19 protein-coding genes are annotated in these 20,676 nt (G+C 38.8%); 11 read left to right on the top strand and 8 right to left on the bottom strand.

The window, feature by feature from the left end; genetic code table 11:
• Window positions 1–18: 18 nt before the first annotated feature.
• Window positions 19–714, top strand: coding sequence for a class I SAM-dependent methyltransferase (locus EHQ58_RS07645; protein ID WP_135623282.1), 696 nt, complete (start codon window positions 19–21; stop codon window positions 712–714).
• Here the strand turns inward: EHQ58_RS07645 and EHQ58_RS07640 are convergent.
• A complete protein-coding gene (locus EHQ58_RS07640) occupies window positions 711–3,428 on the bottom strand; it encodes a TIM44-like domain-containing protein (RefSeq protein WP_135623281.1) in 2,718 nt (905 codons plus the stop codon). The two genes, EHQ58_RS07645 and EHQ58_RS07640, sit on opposite strands and share 4 nt — an antisense overlap.
• A complete protein-coding gene (locus EHQ58_RS07635; RefSeq protein ID WP_135623280.1) occupies window positions 3,400–3,897 on the bottom strand; it encodes a TerB family tellurite resistance protein in 498 nt (165 codons plus the stop codon). The genes EHQ58_RS07640 and EHQ58_RS07635 overlap by 29 nt, the downstream gene beginning before the upstream one ends.
• 122 nt (window positions 3,898–4,019) lie before the next feature.
• On the opposite strand from EHQ58_RS07635, the gene metG reads away from it, so the two are divergent.
• Genes metG through EHQ58_RS07615 form a run of 4 tightly spaced genes read left to right on the top strand, consistent with a single transcriptional unit; the run spans window position 4,020 to window position 8,303 of the window.
• Complete coding sequence (metG, locus tag EHQ58_RS07630) at window positions 4,020–6,035, top strand: methionine--tRNA ligase (RefSeq protein WP_135623279.1); 2,016 nt, start codon at window positions 4,020–4,022, stop codon at window positions 6,033–6,035.
• A 6-nt stretch (window positions 6,036–6,041) separates the two neighbouring features.
• Window positions 6,042–7,334 carry an adenylate/guanylate cyclase domain-containing protein gene (locus tag EHQ58_RS07625; protein ID WP_135623278.1) on the top strand — a complete coding sequence of 431 codons (1,293 nt, stop codon included), beginning with the start codon at window positions 6,042–6,044 and terminating at the stop codon, window positions 7,332–7,334.
• 4 nt (window positions 7,335–7,338) lie between these two features.
• The gene (locus EHQ58_RS18905) at window positions 7,339–7,953 is read left to right on the top strand and encodes a phosphoribosyl-AMP cyclohydrolase (protein ID WP_246047221.1); all 615 of its coding nucleotides are present in this window, start codon (window positions 7,339–7,341) and stop codon (window positions 7,951–7,953) included.
• Window positions 7,954–7,997: 44 nt separating this feature from the next.
• A complete protein-coding gene (locus EHQ58_RS07615) occupies window positions 7,998–8,303 on the top strand; it encodes a rhodanese-like domain-containing protein (RefSeq protein ID WP_425460478.1) in 306 nt (101 codons plus the stop codon).
• An 18-nt stretch (window positions 8,304–8,321) separates the two neighbouring features.
• On the opposite strand, the gene EHQ58_RS07610 is transcribed toward EHQ58_RS07615, so the two are convergent.
• On the bottom strand, window positions 8,322–8,798 hold the full coding sequence (locus EHQ58_RS07610) for a nuclear transport factor 2 family protein (protein WP_135623276.1): 477 nt from the start codon (window positions 8,796–8,798) through the stop codon (window positions 8,322–8,324).
• Between the two features lie 51 nt (window positions 8,799–8,849).
• Here EHQ58_RS07610 and EHQ58_RS07605 point away from each other — a divergent pair, with 51 nt between their 5' ends.
• The gene (locus EHQ58_RS07605) at window positions 8,850–9,374 is read left to right on the top strand and encodes an SRPBCC family protein (RefSeq protein ID WP_135623275.1); all 525 of its coding nucleotides are present in this window, start codon (window positions 8,850–8,852) and stop codon (window positions 9,372–9,374) included.
• A gap of 4 nt (window positions 9,375–9,378) precedes the next feature.
• Here the strand turns inward: EHQ58_RS07605 and EHQ58_RS07600 are convergent, their stop codons facing one another.
• Window positions 9,379–11,259 carry an alpha/beta fold hydrolase gene (locus EHQ58_RS07600; RefSeq protein ID WP_135623274.1) on the bottom strand — a complete coding sequence of 627 codons (1,881 nt, stop codon included), beginning with the start codon at window positions 11,257–11,259 and terminating at the stop codon, window positions 9,379–9,381.
• 80 nt (window positions 11,260–11,339) lie between these two features.
• On the opposite strand from EHQ58_RS07600, the gene thyX reads away from it, so the two are divergent.
• From thyX to EHQ58_RS07580, 4 genes are all read left to right on the top strand, one after another.
• On the top strand, window positions 11,340–12,266 hold the full coding sequence (thyX, locus tag EHQ58_RS07595) for an FAD-dependent thymidylate synthase (RefSeq protein ID WP_135623331.1): 927 nt from the start codon (window positions 11,340–11,342) through the stop codon (window positions 12,264–12,266).
• 66 nt (window positions 12,267–12,332) lie between these two features.
• Window positions 12,333–13,028: a FecR family protein gene (locus tag EHQ58_RS07590; RefSeq protein ID WP_135623273.1), complete on the top strand. Its 696-nt coding sequence runs from the start codon at window positions 12,333–12,335 to the stop codon at window positions 13,026–13,028.
• Complete coding sequence (locus EHQ58_RS07585; protein WP_246047219.1) at window positions 13,028–14,428, top strand: hypothetical protein; 1,401 nt, start codon at window positions 13,028–13,030, stop codon at window positions 14,426–14,428. Before EHQ58_RS07590 ends, EHQ58_RS07585 begins: the two co-directional genes overlap by 1 nt.
• Window position 14,429: 1 nt before the next feature.
• The gene (locus tag EHQ58_RS07580) at window positions 14,430–15,713 is read left to right on the top strand and encodes a protein-disulfide reductase DsbD family protein (protein WP_135623271.1); all 1,284 of its coding nucleotides are present in this window, start codon (window positions 14,430–14,432) and stop codon (window positions 15,711–15,713) included.
• A 5-nt stretch (window positions 15,714–15,718) separates the two neighbouring features.
• On the opposite strand, the gene EHQ58_RS07575 is transcribed toward EHQ58_RS07580, so the two are convergent.
• The gene (locus tag EHQ58_RS07575) at window positions 15,719–16,660 is read right to left on the bottom strand and encodes an NAD(P)H-dependent flavin oxidoreductase (protein ID WP_135623270.1); all 942 of its coding nucleotides are present in this window, start codon (window positions 16,658–16,660) and stop codon (window positions 15,719–15,721) included.
• A 10-nt stretch (window positions 16,661–16,670) separates the two neighbouring features.
• Complete coding sequence (locus EHQ58_RS07570; protein WP_135623269.1) at window positions 16,671–16,961, bottom strand: hypothetical protein; 291 nt, start codon at window positions 16,959–16,961, stop codon at window positions 16,671–16,673.
• 61 nt (window positions 16,962–17,022) lie between these two features.
• Between EHQ58_RS07570 and EHQ58_RS07565 the strand changes: the two genes are divergently transcribed.
• Entirely contained in the window at window positions 17,023–18,942 is a 1,920-nt protein-coding gene (locus tag EHQ58_RS07565; RefSeq protein WP_167883565.1) for a SpoIIE family protein phosphatase, read from the top strand.
• Window positions 18,943–18,945: 3 nt separating this feature from the next.
• Here EHQ58_RS07565 and EHQ58_RS07560 read toward each other — a convergent pair whose 3' ends face one another.
• Complete coding sequence (locus EHQ58_RS07560) at window positions 18,946–19,983, bottom strand: zinc-binding dehydrogenase (protein ID WP_135623267.1); 1,038 nt, start codon at window positions 19,981–19,983, stop codon at window positions 18,946–18,948.
• A 3-nt stretch (window positions 19,984–19,986) separates the two neighbouring features.
• A complete protein-coding gene (locus EHQ58_RS07555; protein WP_135623266.1) occupies window positions 19,987–20,595 on the bottom strand; it encodes a hypothetical protein in 609 nt (202 codons plus the stop codon).
• Between the last annotated feature and the right edge of the window lie 81 nt (window positions 20,596–20,676).

The following is a 20,676-nucleotide window of genomic DNA, read 5'->3' as shown; positions in this document are numbered from 1 at the left end:
CTCGCAAGTTTTTAAAATATGACACAGGAAAACCCTTTCTTAAGATTTTCCAGAGTTCCTGAACCGGAACTGATGGAAGAGAAAGAACAAGTGGAGGCATACGCAAAAGCAAACTTCGAGGAAACTCACGATTCTATTGTCAGGAGCCTTTTGAATCACTTACCTCCAAGATTTATACCTGCATCGGTTCTTGATTTAGGAGCGGGACCAGGTGATATGACAGGAAGGCTATTAAATCAATTTCCAAACTCCCATTTGACGGCGCTTGACGGGTCCCTCTCCATGATCGCCCATAACAAATCCTATGTTTCTAAACTTCTACCGAATGCGTCGGTGGAATGGCTTTCAACCAAACTTCAAGAATTTATTCCTGTATCGTCTTACGAGCTTATATTCTCCAATTCGTTACTTCATCATCTCTCGGATCCTTTCGATTTTTGGTCTGCCATCCAGAGATCCTCTGATGAAAATTCTTTTCTATTCATCTGTGATCTATTGCGTCCTACGAGCTTTCAATTGGCAAAAAATTTAGTTGATGTATATGCAATGGGAGAAAACGAAATTCTTCGAAACGATTTCTATAATAGCTTACTCGCTAGCTATACGTTAGACGAGGTAGAAGCTATGTTACGTACACTCCGTCTTGATCATAAATTAAAATTAGACCAGATCACAGATAGACATTGGATTTGTTATAGCCGTCAATTGAATTAGCGGATGCTTTCCAATAGCCAGTCAGATACTAATTCTGGAATGGGCTCATTGCAATAGGAACACTGATTTGAATCCATTTCTGGATACGGTGCCCCACAATTTTTGCAAGAGACTTCACTAAAGCCAAGATTGGATGCTCGGGCTTGTTTTAACCTCAATTTAATATTGGTAACTCGGTTTTCGGCTAGTGCCTGGACTGATCTTGCCGCACTCCAGTGAATTGTAACTTCGGCGAGAAGTTCATTTTCTTGTTTCTCTAGCTTCTGGATTTCAGCGGCACCAACAACAGGTATATAAAATAACTCTTTTGTTTTACTTTGCTCAATAATGGTTTTGTTTAGTGTTTCTCTCCTGATAAAATCAGAATTGCCATTAGTCTTTGCATAAATCCATTTCCATAATAAAGCGGAAGCTCTATCCTCAACAATTTGAATTGAAGTAGGTAAACTCTGATGTTCTTTGGCAAAATTTTCTTCAGAGATGAATCGATCCGGATTCCATTCAACAATTTGCGTAATTTCAGATAAAACCCAATCCGATTCTCCCGAATTGAAAATGGATCCACAATATTGGCATCGATTCGTATTATGTTGATAAGGTGATTCAGCCCCGCAGGATGGACATCGATTGTGAATCAGGTCTTTTCCTGGTTCCGTTTTCGCCGTGATCTTGCGTGTAAAAGAATATACTTCTTCATAGCAACCAAGAGATGTTTGTTTGTAGATACTTTCGATTTGTTGTGGGGTAGAGCTGATGGGAACGGAAAAATCTTTTGCTACACATTTGAATTTTACATGCACCGTTGCGTATTCATTAAAATTGGAAATCGCTAGAATCTCCTGGCTCTGCACCTCAAATTCACGCATAAGATTTTGAATTCCATCTACCTCTTTAAGCAATTTAAGCTGGATTTGAAATCTTTGGAAAACGCCTGCAGAAATAAAATGCCTAGCAGGGTTCATGTCTCCATCTGACCAGGCCGTTACGATTCTTTCTGCAATGTATTTTGATTTATTATTAAAATCTTCCAGTGTAAAAGTTGGATCGTCTTTTTGAATCGAGAGAAGAAACTTCACTTGCTTTTCTTTTTCAGATTTCTTTCGCATTTTATTTTTATATAAGATGAGAGAAAACAAAAATGGAGTCAAAAATAGAAAACTGTTTATCAGCAGATAGCCAGTATTGGAACCGGCACCAGGTGCAATAAAAAAAGCACGTAGTGCAGCAATATAAGTATAAAAATAGTTAGGTGAAAAATAGCGGCTGTCAGTTTCAATCTGGATCATCGGGAAATATCCTGTAGGCAACGGATTTTCCCAATTCAAAAATATTTTATTTTTATCTTTTCCGATTTCTATCGGCAGGCTTAAAATTGGATCAAATGTAGAACAATAATGGCAATTGGAGATAAACATCTGAACAGATGTCGATTTTAAATCCAATTCTTCGGGAAATTCTAATTCCATAGAAAATGAACCCAATGTGTGGTTTTCATAACGAATTTGAAAGGGAAGGATTTGAATGATCTCTTTTTTGCCGTCAAAGGATGTTTTATGTTCACCTAATTTTGAATACGCTATATCGAAAGTATGATAATTTTTCCCCTCGAGTATCTGCCTTTTTGGTATTTGTATGATGTTCGCATAATGCAAAGTCCAAAATGATGAGGATAAGCTATCGCTGAGCCCATAAATAAATTGATAGGTTGGCGTTAAAAAAGAGAAATTGGACTGATATGAATAAGATAAGAAATAATTAGACTCAAATGACAAAGAGGGATTTCTTTCTATCTCCTTACCTTCATCAGGAATGAGGATGGTGCCAGAATGTTCATTCGAAGTATTGGTATTTATTCTTGAAGTTTGTTTGATATCGTAGTATTTGAGATTCTCCGAAGGAGTTTCTGCTCTCATTTCAAAATTGTTTCCCTCTTCCAAAAAACCTGTGATGATGAAGTCACGAAAATCTTTATTTATAGAGTTCGCATCTATTCTAATAGAATTATTTATTTTTTCACTTTTAATCTCTTCATAAACGTAATCAGAAATGGTAGTTTCGTATCGTTTTTGTTTGATCTCCAAATTTTTCCATTGAATATTTGGGTCCCAGGAAATCTCCATTTTTACATCGTTAGCTTCTAATGCTGTTCTCGTGATAGACCAATAGACTAGAGGAAAATTTCCTAGAAAATCGATGCCATTTTTAATATCATATTCAATTTCTAAGGGTAAGTCTTTTTCATTCGTTCCCTCACTCCAGATCAGGTAAATTTGATGGGGAAGATCCCCCCGAACGTATCCATCCGGAGAAACGGTTAGGTTTTCAATTTTCCATTCAAACAAGGGCGAAAATTTTGCTCTAACAATACCTACCTTTGCGGATTTTGCGATGACGATAAATTTTTCTTTGATATGTGCAGAACCATTTTCATTGAAATGGATATTTATTTCATAATTTTTAGTTTTAAAGTAAGAAGTTGGCTCCGGTGAAGAGGATGTATAACCAGAACTAGAACTAGAGCTTGAACTATGACTCGACCGAGAAGTAGAGCTTGAGGAATACGAGCTTCTATAGGATCCAGAACTCGAGCTAGAGGAACTTGAAGAAGATCTATACGACCCGCCCATACCTGGCCTAGCCGATAGATCGCTAACAGAGGTTAGGACTAAAAAGAGAAAAAGGAAACTATAAACTGCCCAAATATTTTTTTTCAACCTGATGTTTGTCCATTGGTGAGATTTGTAATTCGTTGGCCAATTCATTCAAGAATTCAACTTCCGAAGGATTTAAGTTTCCGTCACTTGCCACGATGCAAACAGCGTCTTCGTAGAAATTTAAGCAATATTGGTCATTTCCAATCACAGATTTTGCAACCGTTTTCATGGGAAGAGGGCTTTCAAAGGTTTCCGATAGAATGGCTAAAACTTCTTTTTTGCGATCACGATACTCACTCAGAAGGCAGTCTGGCTCAAACAGCACATTTACGAGATCAGCGACTAGCTCACCCTCTCCTTTTTTCAATTGCCCGTCAACGTTACATGCATAGGACCAAAGGCTCACCAAAATCTTTGCATATTCAACATGAAGGTCATGATCCAGCCCAAGATCGCTCTGCAATGAATCTGGGTGAGCATTTTTGTGGGCTTTTCCCTGTTTTAAATTATGAACAATTTTCTTAGCCATGGCAAACCCCGATACTAAAGACTAAAATAGAATGGGCAACTTCATTTTTGAAAACTTTTCTTAAAAATTACGAAAAAGAGGCTGAATTCGAACTTAGGCCAAGGATATTGGAATTAATCTTTATGACTAAAAAAATTCTAGTTACAAGTGCGCTGCCTTATGCGAATGGCTCTATCCATTTAGGACATATATTAGAAGCAGTCCAAACAGATATATGGGTGCGATTTCAAAAATTGATCGGTAATGAATGCCATTTTTTCTGTGCAGATGATACGCATGGCACTCCCATTATGATCGCGGCAAAGAAGCTAGGTAAATCTCCAGAAGACCTCATCCAAGAAGTTCAAAAAGAGCACTATCGAGATTTAACTGCCTTTCATGTTGCATATGACAATTATTATACGACAAATTCAGAAGAAAACAGAAAATATTCGGAAGAGATCTATCTCGAGTTAAAAAGCAAGGGACATATTGCTTCGCGAAATATTGAACAATCGTATTGTGAACATGATGCGATGTTTTTACCGGATCGATTTATCAAGGGGACTTGCCCAAAATGTGGTGCCAAAGACCAATATGGTGATTCTTGTGAAGTTTGTGGAAGCAGCTACTCCCCAAAAGATCTAAAAGATTCTTATTGTGCAATATGTTCCACCAAGCCTGTCTTAAAGGAATCAAAACATCTTTTTTTTAAGTTACAAGATTTCCAGACTCAATTGAAAACTTGGATGGAAGAGGGAAATCGCTTAAATGAAGGCGCTCAGAAAAAATTACAAGAGTGGTTTCATTCCGGATTACAAGAATGGGATATTAGTCGTGATGGACCTTACTTTGGTTTTGCGATCCCTGGAGAGGAAAATAAATACTTTTACGTTTGGTTAGATGCACCAATCGGTTATATGGCCTCATCAATGAATTATTTTAAAGATGAAAAAAAATTCAATGAGTACTGGCGGGATGGCAAAGGCGAAATCGTACATTTTGTTGGAAAGGATATCTTGTACTTTCATGGACTTTTTTGGCCTGCAATGCTCATGGGTGCGGGATATAAGACACCGGAGCAGTTAAATGTTCATGGATTTTTGACCGTCAATGGAGAAAAGATGTCAAAATCCAGAGGCACTTTCATCAATGCTTCTACTTTTATTAAGTATTTGGATCCAGAACATTTTCGTTTTTATCTAGCATGCAGATTGGGAAATGGAATGGAGGATGTGGATATTTCCTTTGATGACTTTGTTTCAAGAGTAAATTCCGATCTGATCGGGAACTTGGTCAATTTAGTCTCGAGAGTCTCAACTGGCATACTAGACAAATTAGAACGGCGACTAGGAAAACTATCCCCAGAAGGAAAGGAACTCGTAAGCGAACTTTTGTCTAGGAAAGATGAGATCTTAGATTCGTATCAATCACGAAACTATTCAAAGGTTATGCGAGAGATAACTTCCCTAGGTGATAAAGTAAATAAATACGTTAATGATTATGCACCTTGGGTGCTGATCAAAACGGATCCAGAAAAAGCCAGGGATGTCGTCACGACTTCTAGCAATTGTGCCAAAATACTATTCACATATTTAGCGCCCGTTATGCCGAGTTTGAGTGATGAGATCAAAAAACTTTATCAATTGGACAAACTGGATTTTGGAAATATAGGTGAATTTCTTGAAGATGTCACGCTTTCCAATTATGTGATGCTCTCGAAAAGGGTTGAGGAGAAAAATATCCAAGCGATGATTCAAGAGACAAAAGAAGCATTTGAAAAAGCGAATGCAGGAGTACCAAAGGTGGAAGTGAAAGAAATATCGGAATCAGGAACCATTACGATTGATGAATTAACGAAGGTTGAGTTAAGAGTCGGACTCATCGTCGAGGCGAATCTCGTAGAAGGGGCTGATAAACTTTTAAACGTCAAAGTTGATCTTGGTGAAAAAGGAATTAAGAATGTCTTTGCCGGAATCAAATCCGCATACTCTCCTGAAAAATTGCTCGGAAAAAAAGTAGTGGTCGTGTCTAATTTGAAGCCAAGGCAGATGAAATTTGGTCTTTCTGAAGCAATGCTACTTGCATCGGGTAAGGACGCTAGTTTATCCTTGTTTGTTCCAGATCGAGAGGCAAATCCAGGAGATCTTTTAAAATAAAAATTTATGCAAACTAAAACAGAAATTCTCCTGAGAGAGAAGGAAATTCAAGGGATAACTTATAGCCTCTATGGAAAAATCTTTATAGCTGTTATTTCCACAATCATATCCTTTTTTATCGCGAATTCTCTGTTTGAGATACTATCTACAGTGATTGTAAATATTATATTAACAATCAGTTTGTATCTGCTACTACGGATATTAAGGAAGAATAAATTTGTTATGCCCATTGGTATACTTTGTGTTCTTATCGATGTGGCACTCATAACGATCCTTCCGTTTATCTATTATAATTCTGTGGGTGGTGATATGGTTCCTAGAACGTATCTCGTAAAAACCTATACCCATACTACCATTTATGGAATACTTCTCTTAAATGCGTTTACGATACAGCCGTTATATCCTCTGCTCTATGCCTTGGGTGTGGTTATTAGTCAATGCTCCATTTTACTTTATGCGATGGCAGACCCGCGATTTCAAAGTACAGAAAGTTTTAAGGAAGCACTCCTAGGAAATGCTGCCCATGTAAATAGTTATATATTGGGTATGGCCATAGTGGGAATTCTAGGTTTTTTCTTAGCTTATCTTACATTTTTAGTTAGAAAAACTGTTTTTAATGCAGTATCTAATGAGGTTAAGTCAAATCAGTTATCACGTTATTTTTCGCCTAATGTAGTCACCGAGATTGAGAAAGCAGACGATAGTTTTTTTACTTCCGGCGGTAAAGAGCAGAATGTTGCTGTACTATTTTGTGATATCGAAGGATTTACCCAGCTTTCAGAAGAGTTAGGTCCTGAAAAAACGATGGCCACATTATCGGATTACCATTCACGAATGTTAGATGTTGTCTTTGGTAACGGCGGGTCTTTAGATAAATTTATAGGAGATGGAATGTTAGTTACGTTTGGTACTCCTGTAGAATCTCCTTTGGATGCGGAAAATGCCATTCGTGCCGGCATTGCGATGCGCAAAAGTTTAAATGAATGGAATTTGGTGCGCAAAGAGGCTAAATTGAAACCGATCAAAGTTCGTATTGGTATCCATTATGGACCAGCTTACGTCGGCAATGTGGGTATCGCGACAAGGCTCGAATATACGGTGATAGGTGATACTGTCAATGCGGCGAGTCGAATTGAGTCTCTTGGCAAAGAGGTGAACAGATCTTTTCTGATTTCTCGCGAATTATTATCACGGGTTGCAAATCCAGACACCTTACTTGTGAAATTTGTTTCTTTAGGTAATTTTGCGCTTAGAGGAAAAACCAAAATGACAGAGATTGTAGCAGTAGAGGCAGTATAGTCTTATGATCACGATCGCAAATACGGATTCGATTGTCCTCATTGAAAGAAATCCGGATCATAAAATGAAAATCAATCTTCTTCAGCTCACTCACGAAGAGGCCAAGAATCGTTTAAAGCAGGCATGGCAAACGGAGGGAGAGAAGGTTTTTGTTGATTGCGATGAGGACGCCTTCCTCTTAGAAAACAGAACTCAAACATCATTCAATGACCTAACACTGCTTTGGGAAAACGGAAAAGATAATGTTAGCTCCGATTTAAAATCCAAAGTATTGGAAAAGGCACCAGATCTATTCCCGATGTTTGCCATGGATCGTTCTGGTACAGCTCTCATGCTTGCATGGGGTAGACCCGAGTCCATCACCCAAGCAATTGCATCGGGTAAAGGAACTTATTTCAGCCGATCCCGAAATAAAAAATGGGTGAAGGGCGAAGATTCAGGACACCTTCAGATTTTAGAAAGGATTTGGCTTTCGCTAAGCCCATTCTACATCGTTTATGAGACATATCAGATGGGAGCTGCTTGTCACACTGGGTATTATTCCTGTTTTTTTCGTCAAATTTCTGAGGATAAGGATCCTATTTTTCTATATAAAAACAAAATTGAGGAAATTAAGTGAATAAATACATTTTGATTGCGATAGGGGTCGTTTTTATTGCCATTATTTTTAATCGGTTTAGGTCAGCTATGTCAGTAGACGCAAATAAAATAAAGGACAAGATCCAACAAGGAGCACTTGTCGTGGACGTTCGAACTCCAGCCGAGTACCAAGCTGGTCATTTCCCTGGAGCCGTTAATATTCCTGTTGATCAGGTGGAAAAACGGTTGGGAGAATTTGGTGGTAAGGATAAATCGATAATCGTTTACTGTGCGTCAGGTGGAAGAAGTGGTAGTGCGAAATCTTATCTAGAATCCATCGGTTTTTCCGATGTCATCAACGCTGGTGGCCTTTCAAATATGCCGAAGTAAGCCACCAGAATTAGCTCATTAGCTTATTTTTTTACGTTTCATATACATAGCAAGACCTGTCATCGCTTCTTTTCTGATTTTATTTTGGATGGTAGGTAACCATCCTAGTAAACTTCCAACTGGTCCCATAGCCATCCCTGCCCATTTCCATAAGCTGAATCGGTCTTTATGTGTTTTGATCTTACCGTCTTGGAATGTAAATTCTGCATGAATTTTATTGTAAACCATCCTTCCCGTTTTACTGAAACTGTAATCAGCTTCCCAATCGGCAGAACCGTTCGTCTCATCTGCTTTTACATTGGAAAAACGAATGGATAGATTTTGACCGCGTTCGACTAACATCAGCCACATAGCGCCAACCTCCTTTCCCTTCAGATTTTGAAACACGGGATCAGAAAATTCCGCTTCAGGGTGGTAGGAACTTGCCATTGTGTTTCCGTCTTTGGATTGAAACGCGGTGTAAAATTTTGTGATTAATTCTTCATTCGGGTGCATAGTGGGATAATACTTTGTTGCCAAACTTTGGAATCTGCAAGAATAAAAAATATGAACAAATCATTAAAATTTTCCCTTGGTCTCTCTTTCCTTCTAATCTTTCTTGTTGGACTTTTTTTGGGCATAGGTTTGTTTCAGGAGGCAAGGTACACTAACAGCATTTCGGAGACTATGGAGGTCCCTGCTTCCAAAATCTGGAATTATTTGCTTAGCATTGAAGAAATGCCGAGCCGAAGGAAGGATGTCGTTAGAGTTGAAATCATCGAAAAGGATCTGAATCATATCCCGCTTGCCTGGAAGGAAATCACAGATATGGGCGGCTATATGCTTTTTAAAAGGGGAGCGACCATTCCTGACCAAAAGCTTGAGGTGATTCTATATGAATCCTCTTTTAAGATGCGCGGAACTTGGACGTATGAGATGGCTGAGAAAAATGGATTAACTACTGTTACGATCACGGAAGAATCAGAAATATTTAGCCCTTTGATTCGAGGTGCTTACTTTCTTGCAGGTCGTGATAGCACTTTACTGCAAGAAATGAGCATGTTAAGAAACCATTTTAAAGATCGAAATTAATTCTCTAGTTTAGTTTTAAAATCCAATCATCGATACCTTCACAAATCTTTCTGACGGTCTCACTATGAAAAATGATACCTAAATGCCCTTGCTCGTATTTCGTGATGACTTTGTTTTCAGATTTAAGCAGAGATAGATCTTCTAGAGATTCTTCCGGAACAATTTGATCGACAGTACCTACTACGCTATAGATAGGTAGTTTAAAGTTTTCGATGAAGTTCTTAGTATAATTAATCTTTCCATCGTTAGATAAGAAACTGCGATCATTTGAAATTTGACTCTGGAAAAACTGCATAATTACCGAAACCGATTCTTCGCAGAAGACGTCTTCCATCAGAAAATACCATTCAGGTGGAGTGATTTCTTTGTATCCAACAAAGTCTTTGATTGTCAAAACTCTCGTACCGATACTATAACTAAACGAGCGCAAGCTGGAATGAAAGTTTAAAAGAAATTTAAAAAATTTCTTTAGGTCAATAGTTTGAATCGTTGCCTGCATGGAGAAGGAAGCCATGCTAAAAATCATATCCGAAATCATCTTATGCGGCATGAGGCCGAAGCCTTTTTTTAGAGTGTCTAATCCAATAAAGTTCGATTTTAAACTAATATAGTTTGGTGATGTAATGGAAACAATGCCTGCCAAGTGGTCATCAGGATTTGGAAGATTGAACTCTTCTTTAATTTCTTTTATGATATCATAAGAGGATGCATAGAAGCGAGGGATCATCCCTCCCATACTGTGCCCTATGACAACAGTTTTTTCACTACGATAGTGCCACCTAATCCATCTTAGAACTTCTGGAAAGTCGTCTTGGATATAATTGTCTACAGTCCAGCCTTCTTTCTTACCGTTCCGTGGCATGGTTTGCAAGGACCTTCCTCGCATATCCATTAGGAATACTCGATAACCATACTTGAGAGCGAGTTCTTTACCTAACTTATCCATCACGGATCGTCGACAGAAAAAGCCTGGTATCAACAATAAATTCTTACCTGAGTTGTTTAATTTTTCTGGAGTAAAACTTTTTAAAGATACAGCATAACCTTCCGTAGTCGGAATGATAAATGATGCATCCATTCGATATTCAATATTGTACTGATGGGATTTAAAAATGATCGAAGTTACAGGTTCTTTTTGGTCTTTCGTAGTAGTATAAAATAGGTTTCTTGAATTAGAAACGGTATCTGCTTTCTCGATATTCTTTTGAGCGATATAAGGGTCTCTACCTTTTTCGGATTCCTTTCCAACAACAAAATCAATGACATCAAAGAGAGAGTATAACTGCAACATCAACGGTCGAATTTTATCTTCAGGAATCGGATCCTTCGTGATGCCCCATAAGATACCGATCGGAACATCGTTCACAAATAAGGGTAGTCCAACAGCATGGTTCATGGTTTCGGATAATAAAACCTTTCTCTCGGGATGAATCTCGGCTTCCTTCAGATTGATCATTTGGATTTCAGGGCGAAGGCCCTTATTGAAATCAATGATTGCTTGTTGGATGTAACGAGCGGAATCGTTTCTTGGATCGCTAAAAGGAATCGGCCGCGCTTTTACCATATATTCATCAATGCCAGGGATTTTTCGGCGCTCAGCGATCTCTCGGAGCTTGAAGTGAGTGGCTGTGGCCACAATTCGCATCTCATCTTGATCAATGACTTCAAAAATAGAAAAACTAAACACGGGCTCGTCATCGAAATGGACGAGGGAGACCATTTTATTTGTGAAGGACTGCCATAAGTTTTCGATGAACTGAAATACTGGTTTGGTGACCGGGAATATATATATCTTATCTGGGCTCACCATGAGCGCTTTGCTCGATTGCCTTGATGAGTTTTTGATCTGCCGGTCTTCCCAGTAGGGAATTTCTTCACTAGCCATTCAATGTCCTTTTAACAACTATATCTTATAGCCCTATTTTCGACTTTTCAGGAGGCTTGGAACTAAAAAATAAAGCTTATATGCAACAAACTGACTTTGAGCCCATTTCCCGTGTTTCCGTACCTTCCCTAGATTCTATTTTGGGCAAACCATTCCCCGTTCTTGATGATGGCTTTGTGCGACTTGTTGATTACATGGGTTCGGATGAGTCAATTGTTCAAGCAGCTCGCGTTTCGTACGGAAAAGGAACAAAAAAAGTCAACGAAGACAGAGGACTTGTTCGCTATCTGATGCGTCATAGGCATAGTACGCCTTTTGAGATGTGCGAGATTAAATTACACGTTCGAGTTCCCATGGATACTTGGCGTCAATGGATTCGACATAGGACAGCAAATGTCAATGAATACTCTACGCGTTACTCCGTTGCCATCGATTCGGCACAAACAACGAAGCCATCAGAATGGAGATTGCAATCTAAGGCAAATATGCAAGGTAGTAATGGATTTTTAGAAATTGAAAAGGGAAATCTTTTGACCCAAAAGGAATCCGACTTACAAGCATTAGCAAATAATATTTACCAGGAACGATTGGATCTGGGTGTTGCTAGAGAGCAGGCACGTAAAGATCTCCCACTTGCTACTTATACTGAGGCATATTGGAAAGTAGATTTGCACAATCTACTTCACTTCCTTGCATTACGTATGGATGACCATGCACAATTAGAGATCAGAAATTTCGCGACCATCATCGGCGATGAAATTGTTAGTAAATGGGTTCCTTACACATGGGAAGCCTTTCTGGATTATAGAGTGCAATCCGTTTTTCTCACACAGTACGATAAAAAGATAATTTCAGCGCTTAATCAAGGGGGCAAACAAGCTGCCATCGAATTAGCAAAGGAATTCGGCCTTCTTGACGAAACTGGATCAACAAACAAGAAGAGTAGGGAAAGAGACGAACTCGAAGGCAAACTAACAAATCTTGGATTTGCGATTCCTTGGACATAATTACAGCTTTTTTCGATGAAAAAATATCTTGATAAGAATGTTAGTACTAAGATAGGATAACACTTTATGAAGAACAAACAATTAACCATCTTTCTATTCATCGTAGCGATAATCTCGACAAGCATTTCCGCCAATGATTTCGCAGTTGCAGGCTATGTTAAAGGAAAAGTAAGCATTATGAGCGCTGACGATGCTTTGAAGCTTTGGAAAGCATTTAAAGTTAATGATATTCTTAAACCTGGAGATACTTTAAAGACAGGTAACGGATCAAAGGTGGATTTGATCTTTAAGGAAACAGAATTTAGAATCCAACCAAATACAACGTTTGCACTTAAAGAATGGGATACAAAAAAACAAATTTCAAAAGGATTCGTTGAAAATGGATCTGCTTGGTTCAAAGTAAAGGATTTCAAAAAAGGAAATTTTGAAATTTCCTCACCTACATCTACAGCTGGTGTTAGGGGAACTGCATTTGGTGTTTATTATGTGGCAAAAGAGAAAAAATCTTATACATGTGTCTGTGAAGGAAAAGTGGATGTCAATGGAACCATTTTCAGCAAGGGATCTGGTGCTGGCGTAACAGAAGGCATTTCCGATCTCGAGAAAAATGAATATAAAGATCTGATTACTAAAGATGGTGCGACCGTTGCTTTGCAGAAAAAAATGAAAGATGTTCCAATGCTTAGCAATTGCCTTTCCTGCCACAAACCAATAGGTTGGGAAGATGCAAATCGCATACCAGATGAAAAGTATGGAAAATAGTGTATAAAAAAAATCTTCTTCTCTTACTGTTTTTCACTACTTCTCTGTTAGTCGCAGAAGAAGTAGTCACAACAAAGAAAGACGAGCCCGATGCCCATTATGGATTAAAGATTGGTGCCATCGTCACTCCTACTTTTGGATATAGGGTGAGGGACAAAGCTTCTGGTCTTTCAGATACCACGCAGTCAGATAAGACCGGATTTTCCCTACCTTGGACCATGTTTCATATTACAAAAGAATGGGAGAACACCGGCATTAAAGTCGAATTTTGGGGAGAGGCTTTAAAGAGTAATGCTATCTCCGCAGATACGACGGCAGATGGCGGCACCAAATCAAATCCTTATACCTTTGCCATACGGCGCGCAAACATACAAAAAGTTTTGGAATTCGGAACTGTCAGCCACCGATTCACTTTCGGCATGCAGGAATTGCCTCATATGCATTCGGTATGGGGTGGCTACTATGACTGGCGTTATATGGAAAAATCGCCACTTGAATCTATGGGGTTTTCGGCGGATCCTGTTGATTTAGGTTTTTCTTACCTTTTAAAATGGAAATCTTTATCGGCACACCTAGCAGTTGTAAACGGAGAAGGTTATAAAAGTCTTCAGAATGCCAATGGGTCTGGCTACGATATGATAGCGAGAGTAAGTTGGGAGCAGCCTTGGACTGACACTCTTAAAACCGGGATTCATTTTCTAGCACGGTCTGGCAATGCCTTCGGTTATGCAGGTAATGATTGTTTTGAAGGAAAATCAAAATGCCTTCCTTCTGATAATAATGTGAATACGCAATTAAGAGGGGATATCCGCTTATCACAAAGCCAAACGTATGCGATTGAGAGCAATCTGCTTTGGCGCGAGTATGTGAATTTAGGATTGGGTGGTATTTTTAAGAAAAAATATGGTGGAAGTTACTCAGATGTAATGAATCCCACTCAGTTTCCAAAACAGATCAGCGAAACCACAGGACGCGGAGCTTATGCATGGCTCGGTCTAGGAACGAAGTTGATCCGATGGGTAATCCGAGGTGAAATCGGCAATGGTGGGCCGTCGCCAGGCGTCCAAACGACTGAGTCTAATGTGCAAGAACCTTGGGCAAGGCTTGCCGATATCAATACTTTGAAAATACCAGTATACTCTGATAAATCGTATTATGTTTCCAGACAAATTTACTGGGAATACTTCCTCTCCGATTCGACTCGATTTGGCCTAGGCTATATGGAGACGCGTTCTTATGATTCAAAAGGCGCTCCAAATAAAACCTACATCGACAATCTATCGACGGAAAGAACTGCAACAGAATATCAATCTCAGTTTTCGACGCCCACGGCTCCATTGATTTCTGAATATGGCAGATTGGAGCGTAACATTTTCCTAAAAGCGAATGTAATTTTTTAACATGTTTACGCAATTACAATCCTATATTGAAATGCAGGTTGGTGGATCAGCCTTTCATCCTTTTATCTTTCTTTTACTTGTACTAGGTGGTCTTTTAGCTTCCCTCCTTCCTTGCGTTTATCCTTTGTATCCCATAACGGCTGGTATTCTAAAGGCCAGAACAAATTCCGTAAAATGGCTACACCCAGTGGTGTATTACTTCGGACTGGCATTCATGTATTTATTGTTTGGTGTCATCGCTGGTTTTACGGGCGGAGTATTCAATACGGTTCTTAGATATCCAGAAACAAACATCGTCTTAGCATATATACTTTTCGTTTTAGCACTTTCAACGGCAGAGCTTTTGCATTTACCGATTTTTGGACAAAAATCAGCAAATGAGCAATCTTCGAGTCTATCTGGAAGTTTTTTTCTAGGTATGGGGGCAGGTTTATTGTCTTCCCCTTGTGTAGGGCCAGTTGTCGTATCGATTCTGCTACAGGTCATTGCGACTAGTGATGGAGTCATAGGTTTTTTCCCGATTCTTTCTACGGCGCTGAAGATGTTTGCCTTTGGTCTGGGTGTGGGATTGCCTTTTTTGGGAATTGGAGTCTTTGGGCTTTCGCTACCGAAATCAGGAAAATGGATGAGATACGTGCAAATTGTACTCTCATTGTTGATCTTATATTTTTCCTACAGTTATTTGGCAAAGGCAGGAGAATCGTTTGAATGGAGCGAGTTTACGAGCCTAAAACTATTTATCTTATGGCTAGCGCTCGTTGCAGTTTGTTTTTTCTATCAAGAACATTCCAGTTTTATTTCCATTCAAATGAAAAAGGCTCTTAGCCTTGCAACGATCGTTTTAATCGCAGTTATAATGACTTCAGTTCTTAAGACTGGAAATGATTTAACACTGGAACAGGCTAAACTCTCTGATGAAAGCGAACAAATTGGAAATTTAAAATGGTATAGAAACCAGGAATTCGTATTAAAAAAAGCTAAGTTAGACGGTAAGCCGATTTTTATAGATTTTTATGCAGATTGGTGCACCAATTGTAAAGAATTTCAAAAATTAACACTCAGTGATTCAAAATTAAACCAAACTCTCAAAGAGGAAGCGATCTTATGGAAGGTAGAAGATACAGATGCGATTTTTGATACTTTCGCAGCTGATAGTAGATATCCAGAATTAAAGATAGGTCTTCCGTTCTTTCTTGTTTTAGACAAAAATGGAGAACTTATTTTTAAGACAAATGACTATTTAGCCATTCAGGAAATGACCCGAGCAATCCAATCCGCAAAATAAGACATTTATCTCGGTAATCTCGAAACAACTTCTAAATATTCTTTTGCCATTTCCAAAATCACATCACCTGCGGGGCGAATGTTTTCAATTTGCGCGACGCCTTGACCAGCAGACCAGATATCTCGCCAACGTTTATACTCTTGTTCCATGGCTTGCTCCCCGCCGGCATAACCTTCGGCGATCTTACGCGTGCTATGTGACATGAGTTCAGGTGATTTTTCTACCGATTTCGCCAGCCAGTTTGCAGGTATTCCCGAAATTTTTTCGGTATAAATGATCTCTTCGGGCGACGAGTCAATTAGCATTTGTTTGTATTCATTTTGTGCTCTTGACTCATGAGTGGCGATCAACTTTGTTCCGATATAAACGGCATCCGCACCCAGCGCGAGAGCGGCCGCCATTTGCTGACCACCAGATATGGCACCAGCAGCAATAATGGGAAGACCTGTTTCTTTCTTCAGGTAAGGGATCAGTGCGAATGGATTGGTATTTCCAGCGTGCCCACCCGCACCTTGAGCTACTGCGATGAGAGCATCGGCACCAGACTTTGCGACGATGTTTGCATGTTTTAACGTGGTTACGTCGCAAAACAGGGTAGATCCGTTTGCTTTGATTTCTTTCGCAATGGTTCGAGGAGTACCTAAACTGGTGATTACGAGCTCCACTTTCATCTCCATTACGATCTCAAATTGTTTCGCCCAATTCGGGTTATGTTCTTTATGAAGAATGATATTGACTCCGATGGGTTTTTTTGTTTTCGATCGAATTTCTTTGAGTCCTTCTCGAAGCTGTTCCGGTGTCCTGTAATTTAACGAAGGAAAACAACCGATGCCACCTGCTTCGGAGACGGCGACGACGAGTTCTGGATAGGAAACGAGAAACATCGGTGCCGCAATGATTGGAAGATCAATGTTCAGCATTTCCGTAATTTTTGTTTTAATTTTCATAATATGTCGCCTAAGGATAGGAGGGTTTTGGTGTCATGTCGGGAATTTCCAGAGGGTATTTTCCTGAGCGAGGGATACAACTCATCGCAAACCCCTGTATGATGAAACATATGGCATCTTTTGTAACGCATTTTACCGATTTTTGATATTCTAAGGAGTCAATCTCCGTCGGTATCGAATAACATTGCATTTTGTCTTGGCTGATAATGTCCTTCGCTGAAGGGTTTTCTGGCGCTTGGGCAAAGAGGAAAACGGAATTAAGTAGGAAAGAAAAAAAGATTAGGAATCGAAACGATTTCATGTACATTGATCCTGCTTCTCTATCATGGTTTAAAAATTTGTTAGAAGTCAAACTTATTACAATGGAAAAAATAAGAAAGAAGCTGTGCGGAATTTGTATTCTAGCCATCCTAATTTTTTTCATAAACTGTAAGGAACGGGTTAGTAACGGCGATTCGATCTATTTAGAAAAAAGAGAATTTCTTTGGGTGCATAAAAATCAGAATATTGCACATCCGAAAAATCTCGCGCCAGAAGCATGGAATTCCTTTTCGGGAAATGCTCTAGGGTTGGTTCCGATCGCCGATCATGATCTTTGGATTCGATTTCCAGATGCGAAATTAACAAAATATGAAAATCCGGCCTTATACATTGAAATTGCTGTTGAAAAATTATTAATCTATCAAGGGCATAATTTAGTTTATACATTCAATCTGTCTGACTATGTTTTTCCGCATATAGTCCCGCTCCAAAAAGAAACAAAGGGGTATGTCTATATTAGGTGCAGATCAAATTATAAAGCATTCATCGGATTAGATAAAGAAGTAAAATTTTTAGAACATTCAGATGCACTCGTGGGTTTGTTCAGTGAAAATATTTGGCGATCATTTCTAACGCCGGTTATGTTTTTTCTCTCATTTCTTTTTTTTGGTATATATTTATTAAGAAAAGAAATTACCATTAACATATATTTCTCTTTGTTACTTTTTAGTTGCGCCATCATTGAGGGTATAAATGGTTTTATTGGATATGCATTGCGATCATATTCAGATTACATATCCTCCATTCAATACTTGAATTATCTTGTCTGTCCGTTATTACTTTTACTTTTTCTCGGTGAGGTGTTTCCAAGATTTTTTAGAAATTGTTTTAAGGTCTTATTTGTTCTAAATATTATTATTTATGGATTTTATTTGATAAAAAATTCTTCTCCAGAGTTATCTTATTTAAATACTGAACTCGATTTTTCGATTTGGATGATTCTCCAAGCATTTTTCATTTTGCTTTCATCCATTTATGTATTCATCCGAGATCAGTTTAAGTATAGTTTGATAACATTAGGATTGCTTTCGTTAGTAGTTGCCGGCGCACATGATATTCTTGTAGATATGGAACTTCTTCCCTATAGCTATCAAATCATTCACTTTGGACTATGGATTGGGGTCATTTCCTTCTCTCTTTTTGTTTTCAAATACTACCTTGAGATGGTTAGATCCATTGATTTGTATAATGAGCAATTGATTACGAAAAATAAGGAGTTGGAAAGATTGGTTGCCATTGATAAGGATTTAATGCTCGCTAAGGAATTGCAAAAATCACTACTATCTGAGCTTGAAAAAGGAGATACCAATTTAAACATTGTTAGCTTTAATAATAGTCTCCATTCGATAGGTGGGGATTATTTTGATTATGTTAATGATAGTATGGGCAATTGGGGTGTATTAATTTGTGATGTGGCTGGCCACGGAATTTCTTCGGCCGTTGTTGCGGCCATGTCGAAAATGGCTTTTACGGCAACCTCTCCCTATATCCAATATCCAGCGAAAGTTTTCAACTCTATGAATAGAAATCTTTTTGGCAAAAACCGAGGAATGTTCATCACCGCATCCTATCTATATATTGATACAGATACAAAGATTCTGTCTTATGTAAACGCGGGTCATCCTCATTTTTATGTTCTTCGTAAAAGTTCACCGATACTGCTTGATTTCATTACGAAAGGAAGGCCTCTGGGAATATTTGCGGATTCAGAATATAGCGTTGGTAAACTGAGTTTAGAAGAGGGTGATCGACTTTTTCTATTCACAGATGGGATTCCAGATTTAAACAACCCCACATTGGGTGCATTTGGTGAAGAACGGCTGAAACAAATTTTATGGGAGAATAGAACGGAGCCGTTTATGAACTTTCATAAAATTATACAAAAAGAATTATATAGTTATTCGAAAGGTTGGAAGTACCAAGACGATGACGTTTCTTACATTATGATCGAAATTAAATAAATCTTAGAGTTCTGGATTTAATATAAACCGTATAGGATTCCCGTTTTTTTCTTCTAGGGCATGAAGGTATTCGTTCGCTTCTTCTAATTTGTGTATTCCCGAAATTGATTTTGTGAGATCAATTTTGTGAGCGAGATACAGTTCGATTAACTCGGGGATGGCACGACTATCAGATCCGTAAGAACCTGTGATGCGGATTTGCCTTTCAATGAGAAAAAATGGCATAGGTATTTCGAGTTTGCTTCGACCTATTCCCACGAGTACGATCCTACCGCCTCGATTCATGGCGCGAATGCTACTTTCAATGTTTGTCATGAATCCAGAAAAGTCAGCAAGCAAATCGACACCTTTCGTTTTTTCTTTTAAAACCTTGCCGAGTTGCGTGTTCTTTTCCAGAAGAATGACTTCACTAGCTCCATACGAGAGCGCGTTTTCAAGAGAGCCTCGATCAATGTCCACAGCGATGATATGCCCTGCACCCAAGGCTTTGGCAATCGCGACACCATGTATGCCAAGCCCTCCGCACCCAATAATAACGACGGTTTCACCTGCTTTTAAGTTTCCTTGGTATTTAATCGCGTGATAGGGAGTGGAAACGGCGTCAGCGAGAATTGCGCCTTGGGCAAAGGGAATGGATTCAGGTAACAGATGTAAGTACCTGTCTTCTATGATCAAATATTCTGCAAATCCACCTCGTTGGTTGAAACCTAAGACTCCAATTTCTTCGCATAAATTTTCCCTACCAGATTGGCAGAAGGCACAATGACCACAGGATGTACCGGCACTAACGACAACCCGATCTCCCACCTTGAACTTTGTGACTCCTTCGCCTAATTCTTCGACGACACCCGAAGTCTCATGTCCAGGAACGCAAGGACTATAACTAGCTTTCATTTTCCCATGTAGAATTAGATGGATATCAGATCCACAGATGCCACAAGCTTTAACTTTTATTTTAACTTGTTTTGGTAAAACACTTGGCAAGGAAATATTTTCAATTTTTAACGAACGATCTCCGGAGTGAAGAACTGCTGCTTTCATTCTTTATAATCCTTCTAATTCATTTAGGAAATCTGATGGGGAGTGATCTTCTTCAGAAAGAAATTCTAAAGTTGTTTCAATGATATCTGATAAAAAATATTTTTGATTCTTATATGTTGCTAAAAATTCTTTTGTTTTAATTTTCTCATTATCAGTTAGGCGATTCTCAAGTGTTAATTTCGTTAATGCCATAACGCCGAAAGCTGATTTTAATTCGTCGTTATGCGCCGCAATTTCGAAAATTTCCTTGATGTCAAGTTCTGGAAAAGTCGGCAACATATCTGAGATTAATTCAAGGGCTCCAATTGGGATTGGTCGATCGAGGTTTTTTACATAGTTGACTAGGATTCGATAACTTTTGCTATCACCGACGTAAGAAAGCAGATAGATAAGACCACTTAGGATGGCCTTATGATAGCCCCAGCTCAACCTGCCTGAGTCTGCTTCTCTTACAAGTTGGTAGACTAAGGTCCAAGTATTTTTGTCTCCCTTGGATGCAAGTTTCATCATTTCTACAAGTCGCGTCTCCCAAATTGGTAAATCCATTTCCGATTTTAGAATTTCTATGGATTCGAGAGGTGATGAAGGTAGGGATTTGAGTGCGGTGGACATGGACTTTTAGACATAATCTTCGGAAAGGATACTACATTGTCTTTTCTTTTTTATCTTGTTAATGAATTCAAAACCTGACCG

It is taken from the genome of Leptospira ognonensis, from assembly GCF_004770745.1.
GTDB classification, from domain to species: domain Bacteria; phylum Spirochaetota; class Leptospiria; order Leptospirales; family Leptospiraceae; genus Leptospira_A; species Leptospira_A ognonensis.
Note: the sequence above shows the minus strand (reverse complement) of the source record. Positions and strands in the feature narration are given on the sequence as shown.